Source organism: Herbaspirillum robiniae, from assembly GCF_002213415.1.
In the GTDB taxonomy this organism is placed as follows: Bacteria; Pseudomonadota; Gammaproteobacteria; order Burkholderiales; family Burkholderiaceae_D; genus Herbaspirillum; species Herbaspirillum robiniae.
In genome coordinates, this window is sequence record NZ_NJGU01000001.1 from 806,561 (window position 1) to 829,533 (window position 22,973).

A 22,973-nucleotide genomic window follows, 5' to 3' on the forward strand; every position below is an offset into this window, starting at 1 on the left:
TGTCAATTCCCAATATGTACTTTGTAGTCTTTCCCACGGGCAGGGAAAACGTCAATTGTTTTCCCCCCTGTTGTTGATTCGTTTCTTAAGCCGACTCGTGTCCCATCCGCTAAAACTTTCATCGTGCCATCGTAACCCCTAGCAGCAACGTCTTTAGCTCCCACTACAATTTTGGAGAATAGCGAGATCAGCTCTTCTTCAGAACTTACATTGAAGGCATTTCCCTTGTTCTCAAAGGGAGTTCCAGTTCCACGAACAAGAGTGCGTACCTCCTGCGCATCCAAACTAGAAGATTTCGCTTCTGATTCCCCTGCTTGAGAGCCCTGATTGCCATTGCCAGTAGAAGCATAAACGTTCGACGGAATGGTGATCGAGGGTGACAACACACATCCAAAACCTGGAATGCATATAGGAATGGAAGGCGTAATCACTGCCCCTGCAGTGCCAGATGGCCCGCCGAAATCGCCAGCGTCTCCCCCCGGCAAGTCTGACGGCAACGCATTTGGTCCATTTCTAAGAATTAAAGCGGCGAGGTTCAATGCCCCTCGCCCCGCAGATCCCAACTGTTCCTTCGTGAAGTCGATTGCCCGGTCGCTCAGGTCCTTCCACGCATCGCTGTCTCCATAAGAGAACAATCCAGTCTGCCGAAGCTTTCTTTGTTCATCAAAGTTTTGCGCGCCACGCATCTCGGATTCCACGAGGGCCGCTTTGTTTGGATTGTCATCAGAAAGGCCTGCCGAGCAATGCGTCATTGCACAAACGGCATCGGCCAACCTCGCCTTCTCCTCGAGGGTCTTCCCCTTTTGCAATTGCAACAGGGCAGCCGTTTCATCAGGATGAAGCTGACGATTGTTCAAATCCACGTTAAAAGCACTGGCAGCACCGGCACTACTGCCAACAACAGCACCAAGCCCGGCAGCAGCGGCCAGAGATATGGCGCTTTCCACCGCATCTGGCAGCTCCATCTTCTTTATCTTAATCGCAATATCCGGCATAAGAGAAGCGCTTGCAGCGGCTCCCAGGGCGCCACCAACACCTCCTGCCAATGCTCCAATTGCAGTATGTGCAGCCACCCGATAGACACCTCCATCAGCCCACTTCGCTGCTTCCGCCGTCAAGTTATCTGCTGACGCCTGGTCGCCGTCGAGCGCGGCTTTCTTTGCGGCCTCCTGGAACTCCTTCTTCTTGGTTTCGGCATAATCGCCAATTGCTTTCGCAGCCTGCTGCCCAAACGCCTGCGTAATCTTCGCCTGCGCCTCCACATCCTGGCGCAGTTCATCCCCGTTCCAGTTCTTGCTCAGGCTGTTGCTGCTGTCTTTGCCGGTACGCACGCCCTGGTCAAGCGAAGCAATAGTTTGATCGGATGTCTGGCCGGCCTTTTCTTGTTGAGCGTTGGCATCGGTGATCGTCACCGCGCCGCCGGAAACACCACTTCTCGTCGTGCTGCGCTCATCGCCGGAGGTGCTGCCGATACCAAAACCTCCACCGGGCTTGCCTTGCGACGGATCAGCCCAATTGCCGCCACCCGCGCTCACGCTCTGGCTCTCGGCCTTGTACTGGCTGCGGTTCTCGATCTCGCTCACTGTCAGCGTGCCGGTGGTCAGGCTGTTCTTGCCGTCTTCCACCGCCTTGTCGGTGCTCGCGATCTTGGCGCCCTTGAGGTCGGTGTTGCCCTTGACGTTGACCTGGAAGCCGCCGTCGCCGGCGCTGATCCCGGATTGCTCGCCGACGCTGGCGTAGTCGGCGTTGACCTTGCTCTGGCCGGCGCTGACGCTGCCGGAGAAACCGGCGCCTATCGTCATGCTGCCGCCCAGGTTCTGGTCCTTGCTGGCGAAGGTGCTGGTGTCTTGCACGCTGGCGATGTTCAGGTCGCGGCCGACGTTGGCCACCACCTGATTTCCCTCCACCGTGGCGCCGGTGAGGTTCGTGTCGCGACCGGAATCCAGGCTCGCTTGGCCGCCAGCCTTCAGATGAGTCAACGTGTTGGCCACATCCTTGCCATCGCTGTTGCCACGGCTGCCTGCGGCATTGGCGGTGAAGCCGAAGGCCGCGCCGCCCTGCCCGAACTGGATCGCCAGGCCAACGCCATAGGAAGACGATGATCGCGAGCTATGCTGTTCGTCCACATTCTGTGCGGCCAACAGGTTGATGTCATTGTCGGCCTTCAGCGCTAGGTTGCCGCCGGCCGTGATGTCGCTGCCCTGGATCGTGATGTTGCTGTTGACGCCATCGCCGGTGGCCCGAATGCTGGTGTTTCCGCCCGAGCCGACCGTGGAGCCCTTCTGCATCACGCTGTTCTGTTCGGTGGTGCTGCCGTTCTCGCTGCCGCCGGCGGTGATGCTCAAGCCGAAGCCTGCCGACTTGGGATTGGCGGCGGCAGCCTGCGCGCCCTGAGCGGCGTCGTACAGCGACATGCCTGCCGTCGCCGCCGCGAGCGCCTTCATGCGCCCGTCCTTGGTTTTGCCGGCGGCTTCGCCCATCTGCTGCACCGTCTGCAATGCAGAAATGATCGGGCTGGTGACGGCAACCGTCACGCCGCTCATCTTGTATTTTTCTTCCGTGACGGTCTTGACGGCTTCCGCTGCCGCGACGATGTTCACCGCTTTGGCCGCGATGTCGATGTCGCCACGCGGAGCCAGTACATCGCTGCCGACCTGGTTGTATTGGTTACCCGCGACCAGCGTTACGTTGCCATCCGTCGCCCCCACCGTAGCCGCGCTCGCCGTCGTGCTGTTGCGCGTGTAGTTGGAGCTCTGCATCTTGCTGCCCACCGTCACGCCCAGGCCGCCGCCGCTGAAGACGCCCGAGGTCGTCTCCTTGCGGTAGTGCGATTCGCTGCTGGCGTCGGTGGCGGCAATAATGTTGATGTCGTTGCCTGCCGTGACTTGCGTGCCCTGGGTGGACACCACGTCGCTGCCGGTGATGTTGGCGTTGCGCCCCGCCGCCAACACCGTGGTGTTGCCCGAGAAGGTGCTGCCGATCTGGTTGCTGTAGCTGCTGGCGTCGTCGGTCTGGGTGGTCGAGCCGGAGAGGATGCCGCTGCTGCTGTGCTGGTGCTGGTCGCGCGCGCTGGCCGACTCGTTGGCGGTGCCGATGTTGAGGTCACGGCCGGCAGTGGCGGCCAGCGCGGCTTGCGCCACCACCTGCGTGCCCTGGGCGTTCAGGTCGCGGCCTGCGGTGATGTTGACGTTGTTGCCGTTGACCTGGGTGCCTACGTCCTGGCTGGCCGTCAGGGTGGCGCGGTTCACGCCGCTCTCGCGGGTGCCGTGCGCGCCGTTGGACTCGTCGACGAAGTTGGGGCCGGTCAGCGCGCCGACCCAGTTGGAGGCGCCGCTGTCTCTGGCCCAGTTGATCTCCTGGCGGTAGCCCTGGTTGACCGTGCCGAGATTGACGTCGCGCCCGGCCGACAAGGCGGCGTCGCCGGTGGCGCCGATCACGGCGGCGTTGGCGACCAGGTCGCGCCCGGCCGCGATCGTCAGGTTCTTGCCGGTGACGCTGGCGACCTGGCTGATGTTGGCGCCGGTGGTGACGGCATTGGCGGTCTCCACGCGGGTACTGTTGATGTTGATGTCGCGGTTGGCGGCCAGCACCACGGCGTCGCTGCCGTCGATGGCGCCGCCCAGGTTGTTGATGTCGGTGGCCGCTGAGAGCACCGTATTGGCGCCCGAGATGCGGCCGCCCAGGTTCTGGATGTTGTCCGCCGCCAGCGAGACGTTCTGGCGCGCGGCAATCGTGCCGCCGCTGTTGACGATGTCCTGCGCGGTCTGGAAGGCCACGTTGTTGCCGGCGATCAGCGTGCCCTGGCCGGTCACCTGCACGCTGGTGGAGCGCAGGTAGACCTGCGGAACCAATACCTCCTGCGTGCTGCCGTCGGCCAGCGTCACGGTCTGCTTGACCATCCAGACGATGTCCGAGGTCAGCTGCGCGATCTGGGCGTCGGTCAGCGCCACGCCGACCGTGTAGTTGAAGGCCTGCGCCTGTTGCACGCCGGCGTTCATCAGCGCCATGTATTGCGCTTCGTTGTTGCTGTAGCCGGCCAGGTAGCGCTGGCCGATGGCCTGCTGGATCTGCTGCTGCACCAGTTGTTGCTCGTAGAAGCCGTCGCCGAGTTTCTTGACGGTGCTGTCGGGCGTGCTCTGCAGCTGGTTGAGCATGAAGTCCGACGACAGCCAGCTGCGGTAGTTGGCGAATTGCGGATCGGTCTCGACCAGCGGGCTGTTGCCCGGCGTGGTATTGATGCGGTACAGCGCGTTGTTGGGCAAGCTCAGGTTGAGATTGGCGGTACGCATGCTCATGGCGGGCGCGGCCTGTCCGGAAGCGCCCGAGACCGGCGTGGCGACAGCCCGCACCGAACTGCTGCGTGAAGGCGCCGCGCCATTGGTGGGCGTGATATCCAGCTGGAAATTGGTGACAATGGTCTGCGACTGATAAGGCGCGTCGTCGTAGCGGCGGTCGTCGGCGCTAAAGGCGTGGCTCTTGATGTAGGTGTAGCTGGCCGAGCCGCTCGAGGTCACGCTTTGCACGCCCAGCGGGCCGGTGTTGTTGATTGCGGTGCCGTTGACGCTGTTGCCGGCCACCGTGCCGCCGGCGATGATCTGGCTGGCGTAGTTGTTCACCGCGCCGGCGTTCAGGTTCATGTTGCCGCCGGAGGTGATCATGCCCGGATCGCTCCGGGTGACCACGGTGCGGGTGATCTGCTCGGTGCCGTCGTAGATGGTCCATTCGCGGGCCGAGCGGCCGCGCACGTTGTTGTTGAACGCGTCGATTCTGCCGTTGAGGACCTGCAGCGCGGCTATAAACGCGTCCTGCTTGGGTTTCCAGACGGCATAGGCGGCTTGCCAGGCGGCGTAGACCGCCGGATCAGGCGTGATGGTGTTGCAAGACTCCCAGCACATTTGGGTCGGCTGCGGCTCTCCGCCCGGGCTCGGGCCCGGATCCTGCGGCGGCGTCACGCCCATCACCGCCCAGATCCTGTCGCCTACGCCGTAGTTGATAATTTCCGGATAAAAAGTCACCCCTTGTTCGCTGCCTGGCGTGCCGTCCATCCAGCCGGGCACATAGGCCGGCGCGATGGCGTTGTCGCCGTATTTCATGCCGCGCGAGTAGTCGAACGGCGGACCGTAACGCTCAACCGGATAGTCGCTCGACGGCAAGACCAGCCTGAAGTTGTCCTCATCCCCCATGTCGCGCCAGTTGGTCGGGCCGACCACTTGCCCCGAGCCCAGGTTGACCAGCCGCGCGCTGTTGCCGTCGATCAGGTTGGACGAGCCGTTGAGACGGTAGGTGACGATGCGGTTGCCCGGCCCGGTCTGGTCGGTGGTCTGCAGGTGCGCATTGGTGTTGTTGATGGTGGCGGCGGCGATGCTCAGGTTGCCGTCGGCGTTGACCGTGGCGCTGCTGTTATTGAGCTCGCCCGCCATGCCGGTGGCTTTCTTCGACGCATCCAGCGCGCCGCCGATGGCCATGTCGCCGGCCGAATAGATCAGCGCGTGCTCGCTGTTGTTGATCACCCCTGCGCCGATATCGAGCCGGTTGCGCGCCGCGATGACGGCGGCGGTGGTGACGCCGTTGACGGTCTCGGCGGTGTTGTTGAGCACGTCCGCGCCGATGGCCACGTTGTCGCCATAGATGCGGCCGGTGCCGATGTTGTTGACGGTGCTGCTTTCGATGACGGTGTTGGCGCCGTCGATCAGGCCGCGGTTGATGAAGGTGTGGACGTCGGTCGCCTTCAGCTTGAGCGTATTGGCAACCAGGGAGCCGTTGGCCTGGTTGTCGACGGTCGCGGCGGTCAGCGCCAGCGTACCGCCGGCAGCGAGCTTGCCGGCATTGGCGAACGTGCCGCCGACATTCACCGTGGCGTCGCCGGTGGCGGCGATCTGGCCGGTGTTGGTGACGGATCCGGAGAGATCGATCGCCAGATCCTGCTGGCTCACGACCTTGCCGTTTCCGGACAGGGTTGCGGCCGTCATGCTCACCTGCCGTCCCGCGATGAGGGTGCCGCCCTCGTTGCTCACGGCCAGCGTTTTCACCGCCTGCGCGTCGCTGACCGCGACTGTGCCCGCCGACGACAGCAACCCGGAAGTGTTGTCGACGCTGCCGCCCGAGTTGAGGGCAAGCGAGGTGTCGGTGCGCATCGCCCCCTGGCGATTGGAAACGTCCTGCGCCGTGATGGCCACAGAAGCACCCTCGATGCCGAGCCCCTGTCCCTGGGTGCTGTCATTGCGCAGCGTCGCGGCCTGCACCGTCACGGCTCCGTCGGACCTCAGCACCCCGTTTGAGTTGTCGGCCGTGCCGCCGGCGACGTTGATGTCCAGCGCCGTTCTGGCCTGCAGGGTTCCGCCGCTGTTGCTGAGCCTGGATGCGTTCACGCCTGCGCTCGCAGTCGATCCGATGACGCCGGCGTCGTTGTCGACGCTGGTTGCCGTCAGGCCGAGGTCACCGGCGGCGCTGACGTAGCCGTTGCGATTGATCAGCGCGCCCGCCTTCATCGTCAGCGCACCCTGGGAGAGGATGCCCCGGGCGGATCCGGAATTGATGTTGCTGATCGCCTGCCCATTGGCATCGATGCTGACGCTTCCCAATGCCTGCAGCAAGCCGCCGTCGTTGTTCAGGCTGCCGCCCGATACGATCAGCGCGTTTTGCGCCACGATGCTGCCCTGCGCATTGCCGATGGTCCGCGCCCGGGTATCGATGCTCACGTCGGTGGCGGAGATCGAGGCGCCGGCGTTGTCCAGTCCGGAACTGCTCAGGGCCAGCGCCCTTGCCGCTTCGATCCGGCCGCGATTGGTCACCAGGGCATCGGTCGTCACGTTGAGGGAGGCCTGCGACGAACTGAGCGTGCCGCGATTTTCCAGGGTGCCGGCCTTGATGGCCACGTCACTGTCGGCGCCCATCGTGCCGGTGTTTTGCACGGTGTCGGTCGCGCGCACCGTCAACGTACCGGTCGCGCCGATGCTGCCGCTGTTTTCCAGGCGGCCCTCGGCCGTCAGCACCGCGTCGCCGGCTGCCGCGCCGACGGTGCCGGCATTGCGCACCCCCACGCCATGTTCGGTCGAGGCCAGGTAGATGTGGCGCGCATACATGCCGCCCAGCTGCGCCACATCAATCGCCACGCCCGGCGCCGCATCGGATGGCGCGACGCCCGCCACGACCTGGCTGTGATCTGCGTTGACGGTGTTGAGCCCCGCCGACACCTTGAGATCCTGCGCCCACACGCCGGCGTTGATGCGCACGGCGCGCGCGATGATGTCGGCGTAGTCGGCGCCGCTCGCGTCCAGGCCCGCGCCATCTACCGTCACTACCCCGCCTGCCACCCGGTAGGCCTCGAGGCTGCCGCCGGCGATCACCGGCGTGCCGGTCGTCAGCGTGATGCGATTGGCGTTGATGAAGCCGCAACCCGAGCAGGTGATGCCGGCCGCATTGGCGATCACCACCTGCGCACGCTGGCCGGCGACTTCCACGTATCCGCGCAGGTAGCTGGGGTTGGCTGAGTTGACCTGATTGACGATCACACGCGCCGCCCCGGTGGCCAGCCACGGATTGGCCTGCACATAGCCGCCCAGCTGGGTCTGCGTGGCGGCGCGGGCATTGTTGAGGATGGCGCCGTTGGCGCCGACGTCGAATTGCCGATAGGAGTTCACCGACACGCCGGCCGTGTTGGGGGTCTGGATGTTCACCACCGGCACGCCATTGCCCGAGGACAGCACCGTAGGCTGCTGGCTGCGCGGGGCATTGCGGTCGCTGTAGATCTGCGCATGCGCGACTGTCTGGAATGCGGTGGCCATCACCACCGCCAGCAGGCAAAAGCGCAATGCCGGCAACGATGTGCCACCGGTTGCGGCGCACGGAGATGAACGTGCCGCTCCCGGCGTGGATGCGTTTTCCGCGACGGCCATAGGCTCGCCACGGCGCCGATTGAAGACGACCTTGTAGCGCAGACGATTCAAGTGATGCCCCTTTGGATTCTTGTTTTCAAGTTGGCATTGCGCCTCGGACCCCATCCGATGGCGGCGGACATGCCGTACGGCAAGAATTAGCTTGCCAAGGGGCAAGATGTTAATTTATGTTAAGCGGCATGTGCAAAAATTCTCGTGAAATGGTAATTAGATGTTAAGTAAAAAATAATTAATCACTGATTTTCACAACACAATTTTCTTTTTGATAATCCATTTTTCCGGTTTTGCACTCGCTGCATGTCGGAACGACAACCTGAAATGCCTCCTCGTTTTCCTCCCCTGCACCTGGCGTTGCTGCTCGCGCTTGCCTTCCCATGCACAGCCGTCTTCTCCCAAACCGCCGCCAACCAGGAACAGCTGCAACGCGAACGCGAGCGCGTCTTGCGCCAGCAACAGGAGCAACGTCCCGACGTCACGCTGGGCGCGCCGGCATCCGGCACGGACGCGCCGCTGCCCTTCCCCGATGAAGAGCAACCATGCCGCAGGATCGATTCGATCACACTGGAGGGCAATGCCGCCGGCGAATTCCGGTTTGCGTTGGATAGCGTGAACGGTACCGACGGCGCCGTCGGCCGCTGCCTCGGCAGCAAGGGCATCAACACGGTCCTGGCACGCGTACAGAATGCGGTGATCGCCCGCGGCTACACCACCACCCGCATCCTCGCGATGCCGCAGGACCTGGCTACGGGCAGGCTGACCCTGACCGTCATTCCCGGCCGCGTGCGCAACATACGCTTTGCCCCCGGCGCCGATCCGCGCGGCACCGCCGCCAATGCGCTGCCGGTCTCGCGGGGTGACATCCTCAACCTGCGCGCCATCGAGCAAGGCCTGGAAAACTTCAAGCGCGTGCCGACCGCGCAAGCCGATATCCAGATCACGCCGTCCGAGGACGAGGGGGCGCAGGCGGGTGACAGCGACCTGGTGATCCAGTACCGCCAGGAGTTCCCGTTCCGCCTGACCGCGACACTGGACGACGGCGGTTCACGCGCCACCGGCAAGTACCAGGCGGGGTTGACCCTGGCGTACGACAATTGGTGGACGCTCAACGATCTGTTCTACGTCAGCCTCAACCGCAGCCTGGGCCACTACGGCGACGAAGGCAGCAACGGCTACACGCTGCACTACTCGCTGCCGTTCGGTTACTGGCTGTTCTCCGCCACCATGTCGGGCAGCAAGTACCACCAGACGGTCGCCGGCGCGTTCGAGAATTTCGTCTACAGCGGCCGCTCTGAAACCACCGAGCTCAAGCTCTCGCGCATCATCCATCGCGACAGCGCGAGCAAGACCACGGTGCAGGCCAAGGGCTTGCTGCGCACCGCCTACAATGCCATCGACGGCGCTGAGATCGGCCCGCAGCAGCGGCGCACCACAGCGTGGGAGGGCGGCATCAACCATCGCCGCTTCATCGGTGAAACGACCATCGACGCCACGCTGGCCTATCGCCGCTCGCTCGATCGCCAGGGCCCTGAGCCGGCCAGCGAATTCGACCTGCCGCAAATCGCCACGCGCTATGGCCTGTGGCTGGCAGACGCATCGCTGAATGCGCCCTTCCAGTGGGGACCTGCGAAGCTGCGCTATGCAGGCGTCGCGCGCGCTCAATGGAACCGGGGCGCGTTGCCGCCGCAGGACCAGTTCTCCATCGGCGGGCGCTATACGGTAAGGGGATTTGACGGCGACCTGACGCTGCAGGCGGAGCGCGGCTGGTTCGTTCGCAATGAACTGGCGGTGGCCCTGGGCCAAAGCGGCCAGGAGCTCTATGCCGGCGTGGACACGGGACAAGTCTCCGGCCCCAGCGCGCAATTCCTCACGGGCCGCCGGCTGACCGGCGCGGCCGTCGGCTTGCGCGGTGCGCTGTACAAAATGTCTTACGACGCGTTCCTGGCTACGCCTTTGGCGCGACCGGACAATTTCACGACGGCGCGGGTGACCGGTGGCTTCAGCGTGTCCTGGATGTTCTGATTGGCGATGCGGGCATTTCGGCCGGATCTGACGGCCGCTCCAAACAATCCTGATGCGGCATGTGGCAAGGACCTGGCGCGCGCCCCGGCCGGGAACGGGCCTCAGGAAGCCAGCTTCAGCGCGTTGACCACCAGCGCGAGCGCCGGCGATTTCTGGCGGCTTGCGTAATACAGGTGGTAGCCCGGAAAACTCGGCCACCAGTCCTCCAGCACGGCAATCAATCTCCCTGCGTCCACATGCGGCGCCACCAGGTCATGCGGCACATAGGCCAGGCCGATGCCGTCCAGCGCCGCCTGCAGCATCAGGAAGGTGTTGTTGAACACCGCCTGCCCCTGCACCCGGACGTTGAGTTCCTGTGCGTCACGCGCGAAATCCCATGCGTAGAGGCCGCCTAAGGTCGGCAAGCGCAGGTTGATGCAACGATGCTCGGTCAATTCGCGCGGGTGCGACGGCGCCCTGCGGTTGGCCATGTAGGCCGGCGAGCCGACTACCGCCATGCGCAGCGGCGGCGCGATCGGCACGGCGACCATGTCTTTTTCGACCAGGTTGCCGGTGCGCACGCCGGCATCAAAATTCTGGGCCACGATATTGACCAGACCATAGTCGATGCTGAACTCCACCTGCACATCGGGATTGGCGTGCAGCATGGGAAGCAGCTTGGGCCACAGGACGGTGACGATCGCATGGTCGTGGGCGGTGATGCGCACCACGCCCGCGGGCTTGTCCCGCAGCGCGGTGAGCGCCTCGATCTCGGCGGAGATCTCGCTGAAACGGGGCGCCAGGGTCGCCAGCAGGCGCTCGCCGGCTTCGGTGGTCGACACGCTGCGCGTGGTCCTGGTCAGCAGGCGGATGCCCAGGCGCGCCTCCAGGCCCAGCATGGCGTGGCTGAGCGCGGAGCGCGACATCCCCAGCTGCGCGGCGGCGCGCGTGAAACTGCGTTCTCGCGCGACCACGACGAAGGCCTGCAGGTCATTCCAGTTTTCGCTCTTCATTGGTGAATTGTATGCACAAGCGCATGCGGATTTAACCCCCTACCGCACAAATAGTCCGCTTCCTACAATCGGTGCATCCACTGAGCAAAGGACCTCGCTATGAAAATCGCCCGCAATGGCAGCCAGCCCTCCGTCAAGGGCCCCTCCGACTATTTCACCGGTTCGGTACGCATCGACAGCTTCTTCCAGGCCGAGGAGCCGGCGCGCAGCGGCGGCGCCATCGTGACCTTCGAACCCGGCGCCCGCACCGCGTGGCATACCCATCCCCTCGGACAGACGCTGGTGGTGACCCACGGCGTGGGCTGGACCCAATGCGAAGGCGGCCCCCGTATGGAAATCCGCGCGGGCGACGTCGTCTGGTGTCCATGCCGCCGACGACACTGGCACGGCGCGACCGACAAGACCGCCATGTCACATGTCGCCATCACCGAGATGCTCGAGGGCAAGAACGTGGAATGGCTGGAGCACGTGACCGACGAGCAGTACCTGTCCGGCCCGGTCGTCACCGACTGAACAGGCGGCCCATGCACAACAAGGAACAAGGAACAAGGAACAACGATGACCGAAGAACAGACTCTCTCCGCAAGACAACAGGCGCTGGTCCCCGTGGCGGCATTTGCCGCCACGGGCGATCTTGCCCGGCTCGGTCCCGCGCTCAGGCGCGCCCTGGACGCCGGCCTCACTGTCAGTGAAACCAAGGAAACCCTGGTGCAGATGTACGCCTATGCCGGTTTTCCGCGCAGTCTCAATGCCCTGGGCGAATTGATGAAGGTAGTGAGCGAGCGCAAGCAACAGGGAATCGACGACGCACCCGGTGCCGAGCCCGGCCCCGCTCCGACCGGCGACGAGCTGCTCGCCGCAGGCACTGCCAACCAGACCCGCCTGAGCGGCGCCCCGGTCAAGGGACTGTTGTTCGATTTCGCGCCGGCCATCGACTTCTTCCTCAAGGCCCATCTGTTCGGCGACATTTTCTCGCGCGACAACCTGGATTGGCGTAGCCGGGAGCTGGCGACCGTGAGCGCGCTGTCGGCGATGACGGGAACCGAAGCGCAGTTGTCGGCGCACATCCGCATCAGCATGAACGTCGGGCTGACGGCGCCGCAGCTGCGGCAGGCGGCAGCGATCCTCGGCAAGGAAGTGGATGCCGCCGCCGGCCGCCGCGCCGGTGACGCGATCGATCGCCTGCAGTCACCGTGAAGATGACGCAGGCGCGGCAGCTTGTGTGACGGACGCTGATCGCATCAGCCGTCCAGGAGATGTGAAGCCGTCAATGAAAAAGGGATTGCAAGCCAGGCTTGCAATCCCTTGTTGTTTCGACGCCGCTTTGGCGCGCATGAATCAGTGCACCACCCCGGCGTGCTCCACGTAGTGGCTTACCTCGGCGGCAACCGCCGTGAACAGTTGCTTCAACTCAGCCAGCTGCGGCTGCGCGCTTTGCGGCGGCTCGGCCTTGGAAAGTTGCTCGATGGCTTTCAATTGTTCGGTCAGCGGACCGGCGCCGACCAGTGCGGTCATGCTCTTGAGGCTGTGCGCCTCGCGCTTGACCTGCTGGGCGTCGTCGGCGGTGATGGCTTGTTCGAGGCGGCCGAAGGTGGCCGGGGCGCTCTTTGCGAAAGTGCCGAACATGTGGCGGCAAGCGGCGGCGTCGCCGCCCATGGCTTCCAGCAGCGGCTCGGGATTGATGTGCTGGTATGGGTTGTCGTTCATGCGTTTCCTCCCTTTGGCCAACGCAATATACGCAAGCATTGCATTTTCACCAACGCCTATTTGACGCCGATGCGGCGCAGGGGTTCGACCGCCTGCGCCGTTTTTTTTGCGACATTGACTGTAACGTAACCAAGCACGTAACCGGCGTCAATGAAAAGTCACGTTCCGGACGGAAATAGTTCAGCCTTGCGCCACAGTCGCGCTGCCGCTGTCGCTGCGCGAGCCGGACCACATGACCGCCAGTGATGCCACACAGGCAAGTGCTCCCGCCAGGAAAGCCGCCGGATAGCCATACCAGCCGATCACCACGCCCACCACAGGGCCGGTCAGGCCCGAGGCGACGTCGATGAAGGCCATGAAACAAGCCACCGCGATGCCGCGCGAATGCGCCGGCACGCGCGCCATGGCCTGCACGCCCATGGACGGGAACACCAGCGAGAAGCCGATGCCGGTCAGCACCGATCCCGCCAGCGCCGCCATCGGGTCATGCGCCAGCCACAGCAGCAGCTGGCCGCACAACTCGATGGCCACCGACACCGCGCCTACCCTGGCGCCGCCGATCTTGTCGGGCAAGTGCGCGAAGAACAGGCGCACGCCGATATAGCCGGCCGAGAAACCGAGGATGGCGTAACCGGCGCCCAGCCAGCCGTAGCTGCCATACAGCAGCACCAGGAAGCTGGTGAGGATGGCGAACGGCATCGCCGCCAACGCCAGCGCCAGGCCGAAGCGCCAGATCAGCGCCAGCGCGCCGGTAAAGGACAAGCCCTGCGCATGCCCGCGCGTCACCGCCAGCGCCGTCAACGTGCGCGCCACGGCGAAACCCACCAGCGGCAGCACGATCGTGGTCCAGGCGACGCCGGCGAAGCCGAAGCGCTGCTGGATCGCTATCCCGAGCGGGCCGCCCAGGCCCAGCGCGGCAAACATGGCGATCCCCTGCCATGCCATCACCTTGCCGGTCTTGGCCACGCCCACGCGGCCGATGCCCCAGGTCATGGTGCCGGTCAGGAACAGGCTCTCGGCAGGCCCCATCAGCAGGCGTCCCAAGGTCAGCACGGCGATGCTGGACAGCGGGTCGGCGATCCGGGTCGAGGCCAGGTAGAGCAACCCGGCGCAAGAGGCCAGCGGCAGCCCCAGCGACACCGATTGCTTGGGCCCGTGGCGATCGCAATAGGAGCCGGCGAACTTGCGCGTGAAGATGGTGGCGAAGGACTGGATGCCGATGATCCAGCCCACCACGGCGGCGTTGTAGCCCAGCGTCCCGTTCACATGCAGCGGCAAGGCCGGCAGCGGGATGCCGATGGAGAGGAAGCCCGAAAACACGATCGCCACCAGCGGCAACAGGTTGCGGGCGGCGGAACGTCCTTGCAGCTCGGTTTGAATGTTCATCGTCATGATCAGCCTCGCGCCCGGATGCTCACCGGCGCCGCGATGGACGACGGCTGGCGCAAGGAATGGAAGGAATAGAAGAAATGGACGCAATCAATTGCCGCGGCGGTCGCGATGGCGTTGCCGGAGTTCGGTTGCGAATAGGAGGGAGTGGAGTGGCCTGCATGCGCGCACAAGTGCGCCGGCCGGAACAGTCGTTTCAAGTTTTCACCATAGCGTCTGTGGCACCGCGGGCGAACGTGGTCGCGCTTGGCTGCGGTGCCGGGGGACGCGTTGGTTGACGTGAACGCTTACGTATTTCCGGTGCGCCCTGCCCGCGTCGGACCGGGATCCGGAAATATTTGCGGCGATTATACAGAGATTGCGCGGGCTTGCCACGCGATCGTCATCACCGCCGGCGCATACCGTCTATCGATACCGCAACCTTGACCGCGCGCGCACCTCCGGGCGGTGCCTGCTCCGCCCGGGCGCCGGCAAAAAGAAAGCCCGCTTACGCGGGCTTTCTTCACTGCCATTGCTACATCAACTTCTGCTTCTGCTGCTGTTTCTACTGCTACTTCCGTTGCTACAGCTTCGGTACAGCTTTGCTTCTACTGCCTGTGATGCTCTGCTACATCTACAACAGGTACAGCCACTTCTACTTCCATTGCTACTGCTCTGCTACTACGGTGCGGCAGCCCGCCGGACATCGGTTCAGGCTGCGGCGCGTTCCAGGCGTTGCACGTTGTCGTCGAAGGCGCCGATCTCGATCTTGCGGGGCTTCAGCGCTTCCGGGATCTCGCGCACCAGCTCGATGTTGAGCAAGCCGTTTTCGATGCTCGCGCCGGTCACCTTGATATGGTTGGCCAGCTGGAAGCGCTGCTCGAAATCGCGGGCGGCGATGCCGCGGTGCAGGAAGTTGACCTGCTTGTCTTCCTTCTGCTTGCGGCCGGTAATCTTCAGGGTTTCGTTCTCGGTTTCGATCTCGATCTCGCTGCGGGCGAAGCCTGCCACAGCCATCGTGATCCGGTATTTGTCTTCGGCCACCAGCTCGATGTTGTACGGCGGATAGCTCGGCTGATCAGCGCGCTGGGCATTGTCGAACATCTGGGCCAGGCGATCGAAGCCGATAGCGGTACGGTACAAGGGGGAGAAGTCGAAGCTACGCATAAAATATCCTTTCAAAGTAAGCGATGATTTGTTCGCAGACCTCGCGTTTGAGCATCTGCTGTTACCGATCTAGGGACAGGCGTTTTTCTTTTCAAGAGATTTTTTTCAAAAAAAAAACCGGCAGCCTCGGCCGCCGGTCATCTCCTCTTTCCCGCGTGAAAAGTTCCGCGTTTTTTAGCGCGCCTGCTCAGATAAAGCCCTTGAAAAAGCGGTCTCCAGCACCATGGATACACGCTCGCGCTCCGATCTCACCATATCGGCGCCCATGGCCAGGCCTTCCATGCTGTAGAAGCGCAGGTCGTGCAGGCCGATGGTCGCCAACGCCACCTTCAGGTAAGGCGTGAGGAAGTCCGCCTGGCGCGCGCCCGGGCCGGAAAACCGCCCGCCCGACACGATGCCCACATACACCGGCCGGTCGCGCAGCAAACCGGCCTTGCCGTCGGGCGTGATGGCGAAGGTGCGGCGCACGCGCACCACATGGTCGATCCATGCCTTGAGCGTGGAGGGCACCGTGTAGTTGTGCATGGGCGTGCCGATCACCACCGCCTCGCTGGCCTCCAGCTCGCGGATCAGCTGCTCCGACAGGGCCAGCGCGCCGCCGGCGGTGCTCTCGTCGCCGGCATAGACGGGCGAGCCGAGCGCGTCGGCATACTCGCTGTCGACGTGCGCGATCGGGTCGGCATACAGGTCGCGCACGGTGACCGCGGCGGCGCCCGAGCGGCCCGCCAGATGGCCGACGATCTGCTGCGACAGCCACCATGCGTTGGAGGCTTCCTTGCGCGGGCTGGCCGAGATGTGCAGGATCTTCATGCCGCGCCTCCGATCGCCTTGCCGAAACGCAGGGCGCCGGTCAGCAGGCCCTGGCGGAAATAGAAGCGCTGCGCCATCGCGTTGGCCATGCCGGTGTCCAGCACCAGGCGCGCCACGCCGGCTTCCTGCGCCACCGCCTCGAGCGCCTTCAACAGGCGTTCGCCCCAGCGCTTGCCGCGCTGGCCTTCGGCCGACACCAGGTCGTCGACGTAGAGGAACTTCCCGTAGACCAGGTTTTCCTGGAAGCGGTAGCCGGCCAGCGCCACTACCCTGCCCTCGTCCCATGCCGCCAGGATGCGGTAGCTTTCGTCGGCGGCGCGGGCGATGCGCTGCATGAATTCATCCTCGCTCGCCAGATGCGGGCGCAGCTCCTGCATGACGGCATAGCAGGCGCGCTTGTCGGCATCGCGGTCGGCGTGGCGCAGCGCCGCGTCGGCGATGCGCCATTGTTTTCCTGTGAGTTCCAGCAGGCGATTACTCATGACACTCCTTCTCATTCATGGACGTTGTTGACCCTGCCATCTTAATTTTCGGATGGCATAATCGGCAGAGCCAAGAAATGACATTTGGACTGGACCATGAAAACCCGCGCCTCCCACGACTTTCTCCAGCTCAACCCGGCCGCCGCCGAGCCCTACTACCGCCAGATCTACCTGCGCCTGCGCGCCGCCGTGGCCGACGGCCTGCTGGCGCCCGGCGACCGCATCCCCTCGGCGCGCGCGCTGGCGGCCGAGCTGGGGCTGGCGCGCGGCACCGTGGAGAGCGCCTATTCGCTGCTGGCGGCCGAAGGCTATATCGAAGCCCGCGGCCAGGCCGGCACCGTGATTGCGGCCGGCCTGCACGCCATGAGCGCCACGCCCGTGGACCATGCGCCGCGGCCGGCCGAGCGCCTGGCGCCCTACGATTTCACGCCGCCGTCGGGCGATCCCGGCGCGGTTCCTCGTCCTTTCCAGATGGGCGTGCCGGCGCTGGACGCCTTCCCGCGCAAGATCTGGGCGCGCCTGGCCGCGCGCGCGGTGCGTGCCACCGGCCCGGCCGACATGCTGTATCCGCCGCCCGCCGGGCTGGATTCGCTGCGCGCCGAGATCGCACGCTACCTGCAGCTTTCGCGCGGCCTGTCGTGCGCGCCGGAGCAGGTCTTCATCACCTCCGGCTACCGCGACACCCTGAACCTCGCCGCGCGCGCGCTGCTCAAGCCCGGCGACAAGGTGTGGGTGGAGGATCCCGGCTATCCGCCCACCGGCGCCCTGCTGGCGGCGGCCGGCATGCAGCTGGTGGGCGTGCCGGTCGACGACGACGGCCTGCAGGTGGGCGAAGGCCGCCGCCTGGCGCCGCATGCGCGCGCGGCGGTGGTCACGCCGGCGCACCAGAGCCCGCTGTCGGTGGCGCTGTCGCTGCAGCGGCGCATCGAGCTGCTGGACTGGGCCTCGCGCAGCAAGGCCTGGATCATCGAGGATGACTACGACGGCGAATACCGCTACGTCAGCCGCCCGCTGCCGGCCCTGAAGAGCCTGGACCGCGACGAGCGCGTGCTCTACGCCGGCACCTTCAGCAAGGTGCTGTTCCCGTCGATACGACTGGCCTACCTGGTGGCGCCGTTGTCGCAGGTGCAACGCTTCGAGGAAACCGCCCGCCATTTCTCCGGCGGCTGCCCGGCGCTCACGCAAGGCATCGTGGCCGCCTTCATGGCCGAAGGCCACTTCGCCCGCCATATCCAGCGCATGCGCCGGCTCTACGGCGAGCGGCGCGAGCTGGCCGCGGCCGGCCTGGAAGCGGTACTGGGAAAATACATGGAGCTGGAAGCCCGCCCCGGCGGCATGCACCTGCTGATGCGGCTGCGCGGCCGCCGCTCCGACCGCGCGCTGGCCGAAAAGATGCGCCAGGACGGCATGTTCGGCCGCGCGCTCTCGGAATGCCTGCTGGCGCCGCGCGCGGGCCTGCCGCCCATGCTGATGCTGAGCTTCACCAACATCGATACGCGACGCAAGGCGCAGGAGCTGGCAAGGCGCATCCTGGCGCTGCTCCAGCCCGGCTAGGCGTTCGCCGGCCCGTCGGCTTATATTTCATGGCCCATATGAAATAGCGGTTCTTGGCACTTCCTGACTGGGCCATGCGTGCGCATCATGGAGCCTGTTCCATCCCCACATCATCAAGGAAAAAGGCCACCCCATGAGCAAGCGCATCGACATGTACAAGAACGCCACCGAGCCCTACAACGGCCTGCTGGCCGTCAACACCTACCTGAAAAACTGCAGCCTGCCGGCCGACCTGGTCGAGCTGGTGTTCCTGCGCGTGTCGCTGATCAACGGCTGCGCCTATTGCATCGACAAGCACTCGCGCGACCTGCTCAAGAGCGGCATGAGCGTGGACAAGCTGGTGTTGGTGCCGGTCTGGTATGAGGCGGGCAAACTGTTCTCCGAGCGCGAACAGGCGGCGCTGGCCTGGGCCGAAGTGGTCACCCGCATCAGCGAGACCGCGGCGCCCGACGCCGACTACCAGGCCGTGACCGCGCACTTCGACGAGCGCGAGTTCTCCGAGCTGACCATGGCCATCTCGCTGATGAACGCGATGAACCGCATGGCGATTTCCGGCCGCATGACGCCGCAGGCCGCCAAGCAGTAAGCCGGCTCAGGCCGCCTTCAGTCCGGCGGCCAGGGTGCGCAGCGCTTCGCGCGTGCGCGCCTCCTTCAGGCGCGAATGCAGCATCACCTGCGCCAGCGGCAGCGGCGGCAAGCCCATCTGCGCGCCCACATCCACCGCCCCGGCCGGCGCGGTCCGGTGCAGCAGCGCCGATACCGCAAGGCCCGCGGTGACTGCCGCGCCCACCGCCTGGATGCCGCCGCCGACGAACACCTCCAGCCACGGAATGCCCGCATCGTCCAGCCGCGCCAGCGACAGTTCGCGGATGCGGCAGGTCGACGAGAAGGTCGCCACCCGCAAGGTGTCGCCCGACCAGCAGTTGCTTTGCGGCGCGGCGAACCAGCCCAGGCGCTCTTCCATCAGCAGCTCCCCGCCCACATCCTGCGGCTCGCGGCGCACGATGGCGGCATCCAGCTCGCCGCGCTCGTATTGCTGCATGACGTCGCGCGAGGAGGCGATCCTCACCTCGATCACCACGCCCGGGTCGTAGCCGTTGACCTGGGCCAGCACCTTGGCGAAGCCGCTGCCGGTGACGTGGTCGCTGATGCCCACCGAAAAGCGCGCCGCGCCCAGATTGAGCTTGCCCAGCGCGCGCTCATGCGCGGCCAGCAGTTCGCGCGCGGCCGGCAGGAAATGCTGGCCGTCGGCCGACAGCCGCACCAGCCGCGGGGTGCGCTCCAGCAGGCGGCGCGCCAGGCGTTGCTCCAGTTTCTTCAGTTTCAGGCTGATCGCCGACTGCGTGCTGTCCAGCGCCTCGGCGGCGCGCGTGAAGCTTTGCATGTCGGCCACCAGCACGAAGGCCTGGATGGCGTCGAGATCGAGCGGTCGTTCCATGGGCTCCCTCTTTGCGATATGGATGGCGGCGATTCAATGATTTAAAAATGAAATCATTGAAATATTCATTCAGTTATTTTTCAAATGATTGAGCGAGCGTACCATGCTTCTCATCGGGCCGCAGCAGCGCGCGGCGCGCCGGAAATTATCAACCTGCCATCACCCAAGGAGATCGCCATGCCCCTCGTCCGAGTATCCCTGCTGCGCGGCAAGCCGCGCCAATACCGCGCCGCCATCCTGGAAAACATCTACCAGGCCATGCTGGAAAGCTTCAACGTGCCCAAGGACGACCAGTTCATGGTGCTGACCGAGCACGATCCGGAAGAACTGGTGTTCAACCGCAGCTACATGAACATCGAGCGGTCGGACGACTTCGTGCTGATCCAGCTCACGGTCAGCAACACCCGCAACCAGGAGCAGAAGAACGCGCTCTTCAAGCGCATCGTCGAGCGCCTGGGCCAGGATCCCGGCGTCCGTCCGGAGGACGTCATGATCAGCCTGGTCGAAGGCGACAAGGGCAACTGGTCGTTCGGCCACGGCATCGCCCAGTACGTAGTCTGAGGCGGCGCATCGGCGGCAAAGAGGCCAAAATCCGGCGCAGTTCGCCGCTGCGCCGGCGCCGCCTTGCTGCTAGGATGTCAGCCATTGACATCGACCGCGGCCCGTCCGCAGCCGCCTTCCATGCCCGATTTGCCGTCCTCCAGCACCCCGCCCATCCGTTCGCGCCTGCCGCGCCTGTGCATGCTTGCCGCCGCAGCCCTGGCCATCGGCCTGGCCGGCTGCTCCTCGTCGAGCAAGTACTACGATCCCGCCAAATCCAACCGCACTGAAACCGGCTTTCGCAACAACTACGCCCAGCCCGAACGCGCGTCGTTCTGGAAATGGCAATGGGAGCGCATCACCCAGGGCCTGCCCCGGCCGCCGGCCAACCACTATCAGTTTCCGGTGGTCAAGCCGGACCTGGCCTGGATCAAGGCCAACCGCAAGGCGCCCAGCGTGACCTGGATCGGCCACGCCACCGCGCTGCTGCAGATCGGCGGACAGAACGTGCTGACCGACCCGATGTTCTCCGAGCGCGCCTCGCCGTTCTCCTTCATCGGCCCCAGGCGCAAGGTGCCGCTGCCGGTGCAGATCGCGGAATTGCCGCACATCGACGTGGTGGTGATCTCGCACAATCACTACGACCACCTCGACCGCGCCAGTGTCGAAAAACTGAGTCTGCAGCCGGGCGGCCCGCCGCTGTTCCTGGTGCCGCTGGGTTTGCGCGAATGGTTCAACGACATCGGCATCACCAACGTGCGCGAGATGGACTGGTGGGACAAGATTTCGCTGGGCAGCCTGGACATCTACTTCGTGCCGGCCGCCCACTGGTCGGCGCGCGGCCTGTTCGACCGTTCGGAGACGCTGTGGGGCGGCTGGGTGTTCCAGAACCTGAAGGTGCCCGCCACCACCGAGACGCCGGTTGCCGAGCAGAGCGAGCCCTACTCGGTCTACTTCGCCGGCGACACCGGCTACTCCAAGGACTTCCGCGACATCGGCGAGCGCTTCGGCCGCTTCGACCTGGCGCTCATCCCCATCGGCGCCTACGCCCCGCGCTGGTTCATGCAGAACCAGCACGTCGACCCGGCGCAGGCGGTGCTGATCCACGAAGACGTGCGCGCCCGACGCTCCATCGGCATCCACTGGGGCACCTTCGAGCTGGCCGACGAAGCGCTGGACGAACCGCCGCAGAAACTGGCCGAGGCCTTGAAGGAGGCGAAACTGCCGGCCGACCAGTTCATCACGCTCAAGCACGGCGAGACGCTGAAGCTGGAAGAATAGAAAAATGCAAGGTCGGCGACGCCACGGCCGCCCAACGAAAAAGCCCGCATCGGATGATGCGGGCTTTTTTTCAGGCACGTCGGCAGATACCGCCGACGATGCTCAGTCGACGATGAACAGCCTGGCGCCGGTCGCGGTCGAGGAGCGGTGCGGCTCGGCGTTGTCGGCCACCTGGTAGCTCATGCCGGGCTTGAGCACGAAGCTGCGGCCGTCCTCGAGCTCGGTGTGCAGTTCGCCTTCCAGGCACAGCAGGACGTGGCCCTTCACGCACCAGTGGTCGGCCAGGTAGCCGGGTGTGTATTCCACCATGCGCACCCGGATGTCGCCGAACTTGCAGGTGCGCCAGAACGCCTTGCCGGTGATGCCGGGATGCTCGGTGGGCGCCACCGCGCTCCAGTCGGTGGTGCCGAAGGGCAGGTTCTCGATCTTCATCCTGGTCCCGGCGCTCAGAGCTTGGAGGCGATCAGCTTGCCCAGGCGTTCCACGCCGGCGCGGATCTGCTCCGGCGGCACGGTGACGAAGGACAGGCGCATCGTGTTGTGCTCGGCGGCATTGGCGAAGAACGGCGCGCCCGGGACGAAGGCGACCTTCTCCTTTTCCACGGCTTCGTTCAACAGCGCGCCGGCATCGATGTGCTTGGGCAGCGTGACCCAGATGAACATGCCGCCTTCCGGCTTGCTCCAGGAGCAGCCGGCCGGGAAGTACTGCTGCAGCGCGTCCAGCATGGCCTGGCACTGGTCGCCGTAGAGCTTGCGGATGGTCGGCACGTGCTGGTCGAGGAAACCGTCCTTGATCGCCTCGTAGACCACCATCTGGGTCAGTTGGGCGGTGTGCAGGTCGGTGGCCTGCTTGGCCTGTTCCATCTTCAGGATCAGCGGGCGCGGAGCGACCACATAGCCCAGGCGGATGCCGGGGGTCAGCACTTTGGAGAAGGAGCCCATGTAGATCACGCCCGACGGGTTCATCGACAGCATCTTGGGCAGCGGCGCGTTGCGGTAGCTGAGGGCGCCGTACGGATCGTCCTCGATCAGCGGCAGGCCCAGGCGGGCGCAGGTCTCCACCAGCTTCACGCGGCGTTCGGTCGGCAGCGTGCGGCCGGTCGGGTTCTGGAAGTTGGGCAGCGAGTACAGCATGCGGGCGCCGCCGGCGATGGCTTCGATGGCTTCGGGCTTGAGGCCGTTTTCATCGCTGGGCACCGACTCGAACTTCGCGCCGTACAGCGCGAAGGCCTGCAGCGCGCCCAGGTAGCTGGGGGTCTCGACCAGCACCTTGCTGCCTTCGTCGATGAGCACCTTGCCCAGCAGGTCCAGGCCTTGCTGCGAACCCGACACCATCAGCACCTGCTCCGGCAGGATCTGGGCGCCGTCGGCGGACAGCGAGCCGGCGATCCATTCGCGCAGCGGCAGGTAGCCGTCGGTCGGGCCGTATTGCAGCGCGGTCTTGCCTTGCAGGGTCAGCACGCGGTCGAACGCGGCCTTCATGTGCTCCACCGGGAAGGTCTGCGGCGACGGCAGGCCGCCGGCGAACGACGTGATGTCCGGACGCATGGTGACCTTCAGGATTTCGCGGATCGCCGAGCTCTTCATCTGTTCGGCGCGGTGGGAGAACTGCCATTGCAGCGGGGCGGGATTTTCGAGTTTCATGGTGTTTCTGCTATGAGGTGGCGGCGACCGGCCGCGGCAAAGAATGGCCTGCGGCAAAAAAATCCCGGTCGCCTGGT

At 65.0% G+C, this 22,973-nt stretch carries 17 protein-coding genes; 7 read left to right on the forward strand and 10 right to left on the reverse strand.

All coding sequences use genetic code 11. From position 1 onward, the window contains the following. Positions 1–2 precede the first annotated feature (2 nt). Positions 3–7,946: a hemagglutinin repeat-containing protein gene (locus tag CEJ42_RS03550; protein ID WP_165774376.1), complete on the reverse strand. Its 7,944-nt coding sequence runs from the start codon at positions 7,944–7,946 to the stop codon at positions 3–5. A 246-nt stretch (positions 7,947–8,192) separates the two neighbouring features. Between CEJ42_RS03550 and CEJ42_RS03555 the strand changes: the two genes are divergently transcribed. Continuing rightward, positions 8,193–9,914 carry a ShlB/FhaC/HecB family hemolysin secretion/activation protein gene (locus tag CEJ42_RS03555; RefSeq protein ID WP_243397764.1) on the forward strand — a complete coding sequence of 574 codons (1,722 nt, stop codon included), beginning with the start codon at positions 8,193–8,195 and terminating at the stop codon, positions 9,912–9,914. Positions 9,915–10,015: 101 nt separating this feature from the next. Here CEJ42_RS03555 and CEJ42_RS03560 read toward each other — a convergent pair whose 3' ends face one another. Further along, on the reverse strand, positions 10,016–10,906 hold the full coding sequence (locus CEJ42_RS03560) for a LysR family transcriptional regulator (protein ID WP_088750032.1): 891 nt from the start codon (positions 10,904–10,906) through the stop codon (positions 10,016–10,018). A gap of 99 nt (positions 10,907–11,005) precedes the next feature. On the opposite strand from CEJ42_RS03560, the gene CEJ42_RS03565 reads away from it, so the two are divergent. Both CEJ42_RS03565 and CEJ42_RS03570 read left to right on the forward strand, forming a co-directional pair. Next, positions 11,006–11,419: a (R)-mandelonitrile lyase gene (locus CEJ42_RS03565; RefSeq protein ID WP_088750033.1), complete on the forward strand. Its 414-nt coding sequence runs from the start codon at positions 11,006–11,008 to the stop codon at positions 11,417–11,419. A 45-nt stretch (positions 11,420–11,464) separates the two neighbouring features. Beyond that, positions 11,465–12,103, forward strand: coding sequence for a carboxymuconolactone decarboxylase family protein (locus CEJ42_RS03570; protein WP_088750034.1), 639 nt, complete (start codon positions 11,465–11,467; stop codon positions 12,101–12,103). A gap of 141 nt (positions 12,104–12,244) precedes the next feature. Here CEJ42_RS03570 and CEJ42_RS03575 read toward each other — a convergent pair whose 3' ends face one another. From CEJ42_RS03575 to CEJ42_RS03595, 5 genes are all read right to left on the reverse strand, one after another. Beyond that, positions 12,245–12,613, reverse strand: coding sequence for an Hpt domain-containing protein (locus CEJ42_RS03575; protein ID WP_079215461.1), 369 nt, complete (start codon positions 12,611–12,613; stop codon positions 12,245–12,247). A gap of 180 nt (positions 12,614–12,793) precedes the next feature. Next, positions 12,794–13,999 carry an MFS transporter gene (locus CEJ42_RS03580; RefSeq protein WP_243397765.1) on the reverse strand — a complete coding sequence of 402 codons (1,206 nt, stop codon included), beginning with the start codon at positions 13,997–13,999 and terminating at the stop codon, positions 12,794–12,796. 693 nt (positions 14,000–14,692) lie between these two features. Then, complete coding sequence (locus tag CEJ42_RS03585; RefSeq protein WP_079215463.1) at positions 14,693–15,148, reverse strand: Hsp20 family protein; 456 nt, start codon at positions 15,146–15,148, stop codon at positions 14,693–14,695. Between the two features lie 174 nt (positions 15,149–15,322). Then, complete coding sequence (locus CEJ42_RS03590; RefSeq protein ID WP_079215464.1) at positions 15,323–15,958, reverse strand: FMN-dependent NADH-azoreductase; 636 nt, start codon at positions 15,956–15,958, stop codon at positions 15,323–15,325. Beyond that, positions 15,955–16,440, reverse strand: coding sequence for a GNAT family N-acetyltransferase (locus CEJ42_RS03595; RefSeq protein WP_079215465.1), 486 nt, complete (start codon positions 16,438–16,440; stop codon positions 15,955–15,957). The genes CEJ42_RS03590 and CEJ42_RS03595 overlap by 4 nt, the downstream gene beginning before the upstream one ends. Positions 16,441–16,536: 96 nt before the next feature. On the opposite strand from CEJ42_RS03595, the gene pdxR reads away from it, so the two are divergent. Both pdxR and CEJ42_RS03605 read left to right on the forward strand, forming a co-directional pair. Then, positions 16,537–17,994, forward strand: coding sequence for a MocR-like pyridoxine biosynthesis transcription factor PdxR (gene pdxR, locus CEJ42_RS03600; RefSeq protein WP_088750036.1), 1,458 nt, complete (start codon positions 16,537–16,539; stop codon positions 17,992–17,994). 133 nt (positions 17,995–18,127) lie between these two features. Then, entirely contained in the window at positions 18,128–18,580 is a 453-nt protein-coding gene (locus CEJ42_RS03605) for a carboxymuconolactone decarboxylase family protein (protein ID WP_088750037.1), read from the forward strand. A 6-nt stretch (positions 18,581–18,586) separates the two neighbouring features. Here the strand turns inward: CEJ42_RS03605 and CEJ42_RS03610 are convergent, their stop codons facing one another. Continuing rightward, the gene (locus tag CEJ42_RS03610; RefSeq protein WP_088750038.1) at positions 18,587–19,432 is read right to left on the reverse strand and encodes a LysR family transcriptional regulator; all 846 of its coding nucleotides are present in this window, start codon (positions 19,430–19,432) and stop codon (positions 18,587–18,589) included. 177 nt (positions 19,433–19,609) lie between these two features. Here CEJ42_RS03610 and CEJ42_RS03615 point away from each other — a divergent pair, with 177 nt between their 5' ends. Then, a complete protein-coding gene (locus CEJ42_RS03615) occupies positions 19,610–19,993 on the forward strand; it encodes a tautomerase family protein (protein WP_088750039.1) in 384 nt (127 codons plus the stop codon). A 120-nt stretch (positions 19,994–20,113) separates the two neighbouring features. Beyond that, complete coding sequence (locus CEJ42_RS03620) at positions 20,114–21,253, forward strand: MBL fold metallo-hydrolase (protein ID WP_207760380.1); 1,140 nt, start codon at positions 20,114–20,116, stop codon at positions 21,251–21,253. Positions 21,254–21,355: 102 nt separating this feature from the next. Here the strand turns inward: CEJ42_RS03620 and CEJ42_RS03625 are convergent, their stop codons facing one another. Together CEJ42_RS03625 and CEJ42_RS03630 are read right to left on the reverse strand one after the other, a co-directional pair. Next, positions 21,356–21,685 carry a DHCW motif cupin fold protein gene (locus CEJ42_RS03625; RefSeq protein WP_079215471.1) on the reverse strand — a complete coding sequence of 110 codons (330 nt, stop codon included), beginning with the start codon at positions 21,683–21,685 and terminating at the stop codon, positions 21,356–21,358. A gap of 14 nt (positions 21,686–21,699) precedes the next feature. Continuing rightward, positions 21,700–22,896 (reverse strand): aminotransferase-like domain-containing protein, encoded by a 1,197-nt coding sequence (locus CEJ42_RS03630; RefSeq protein ID WP_079215472.1) that lies wholly within the window; start codon positions 22,894–22,896, stop codon positions 21,700–21,702. Positions 22,897–22,973: the final 77 nt, after the last annotated feature.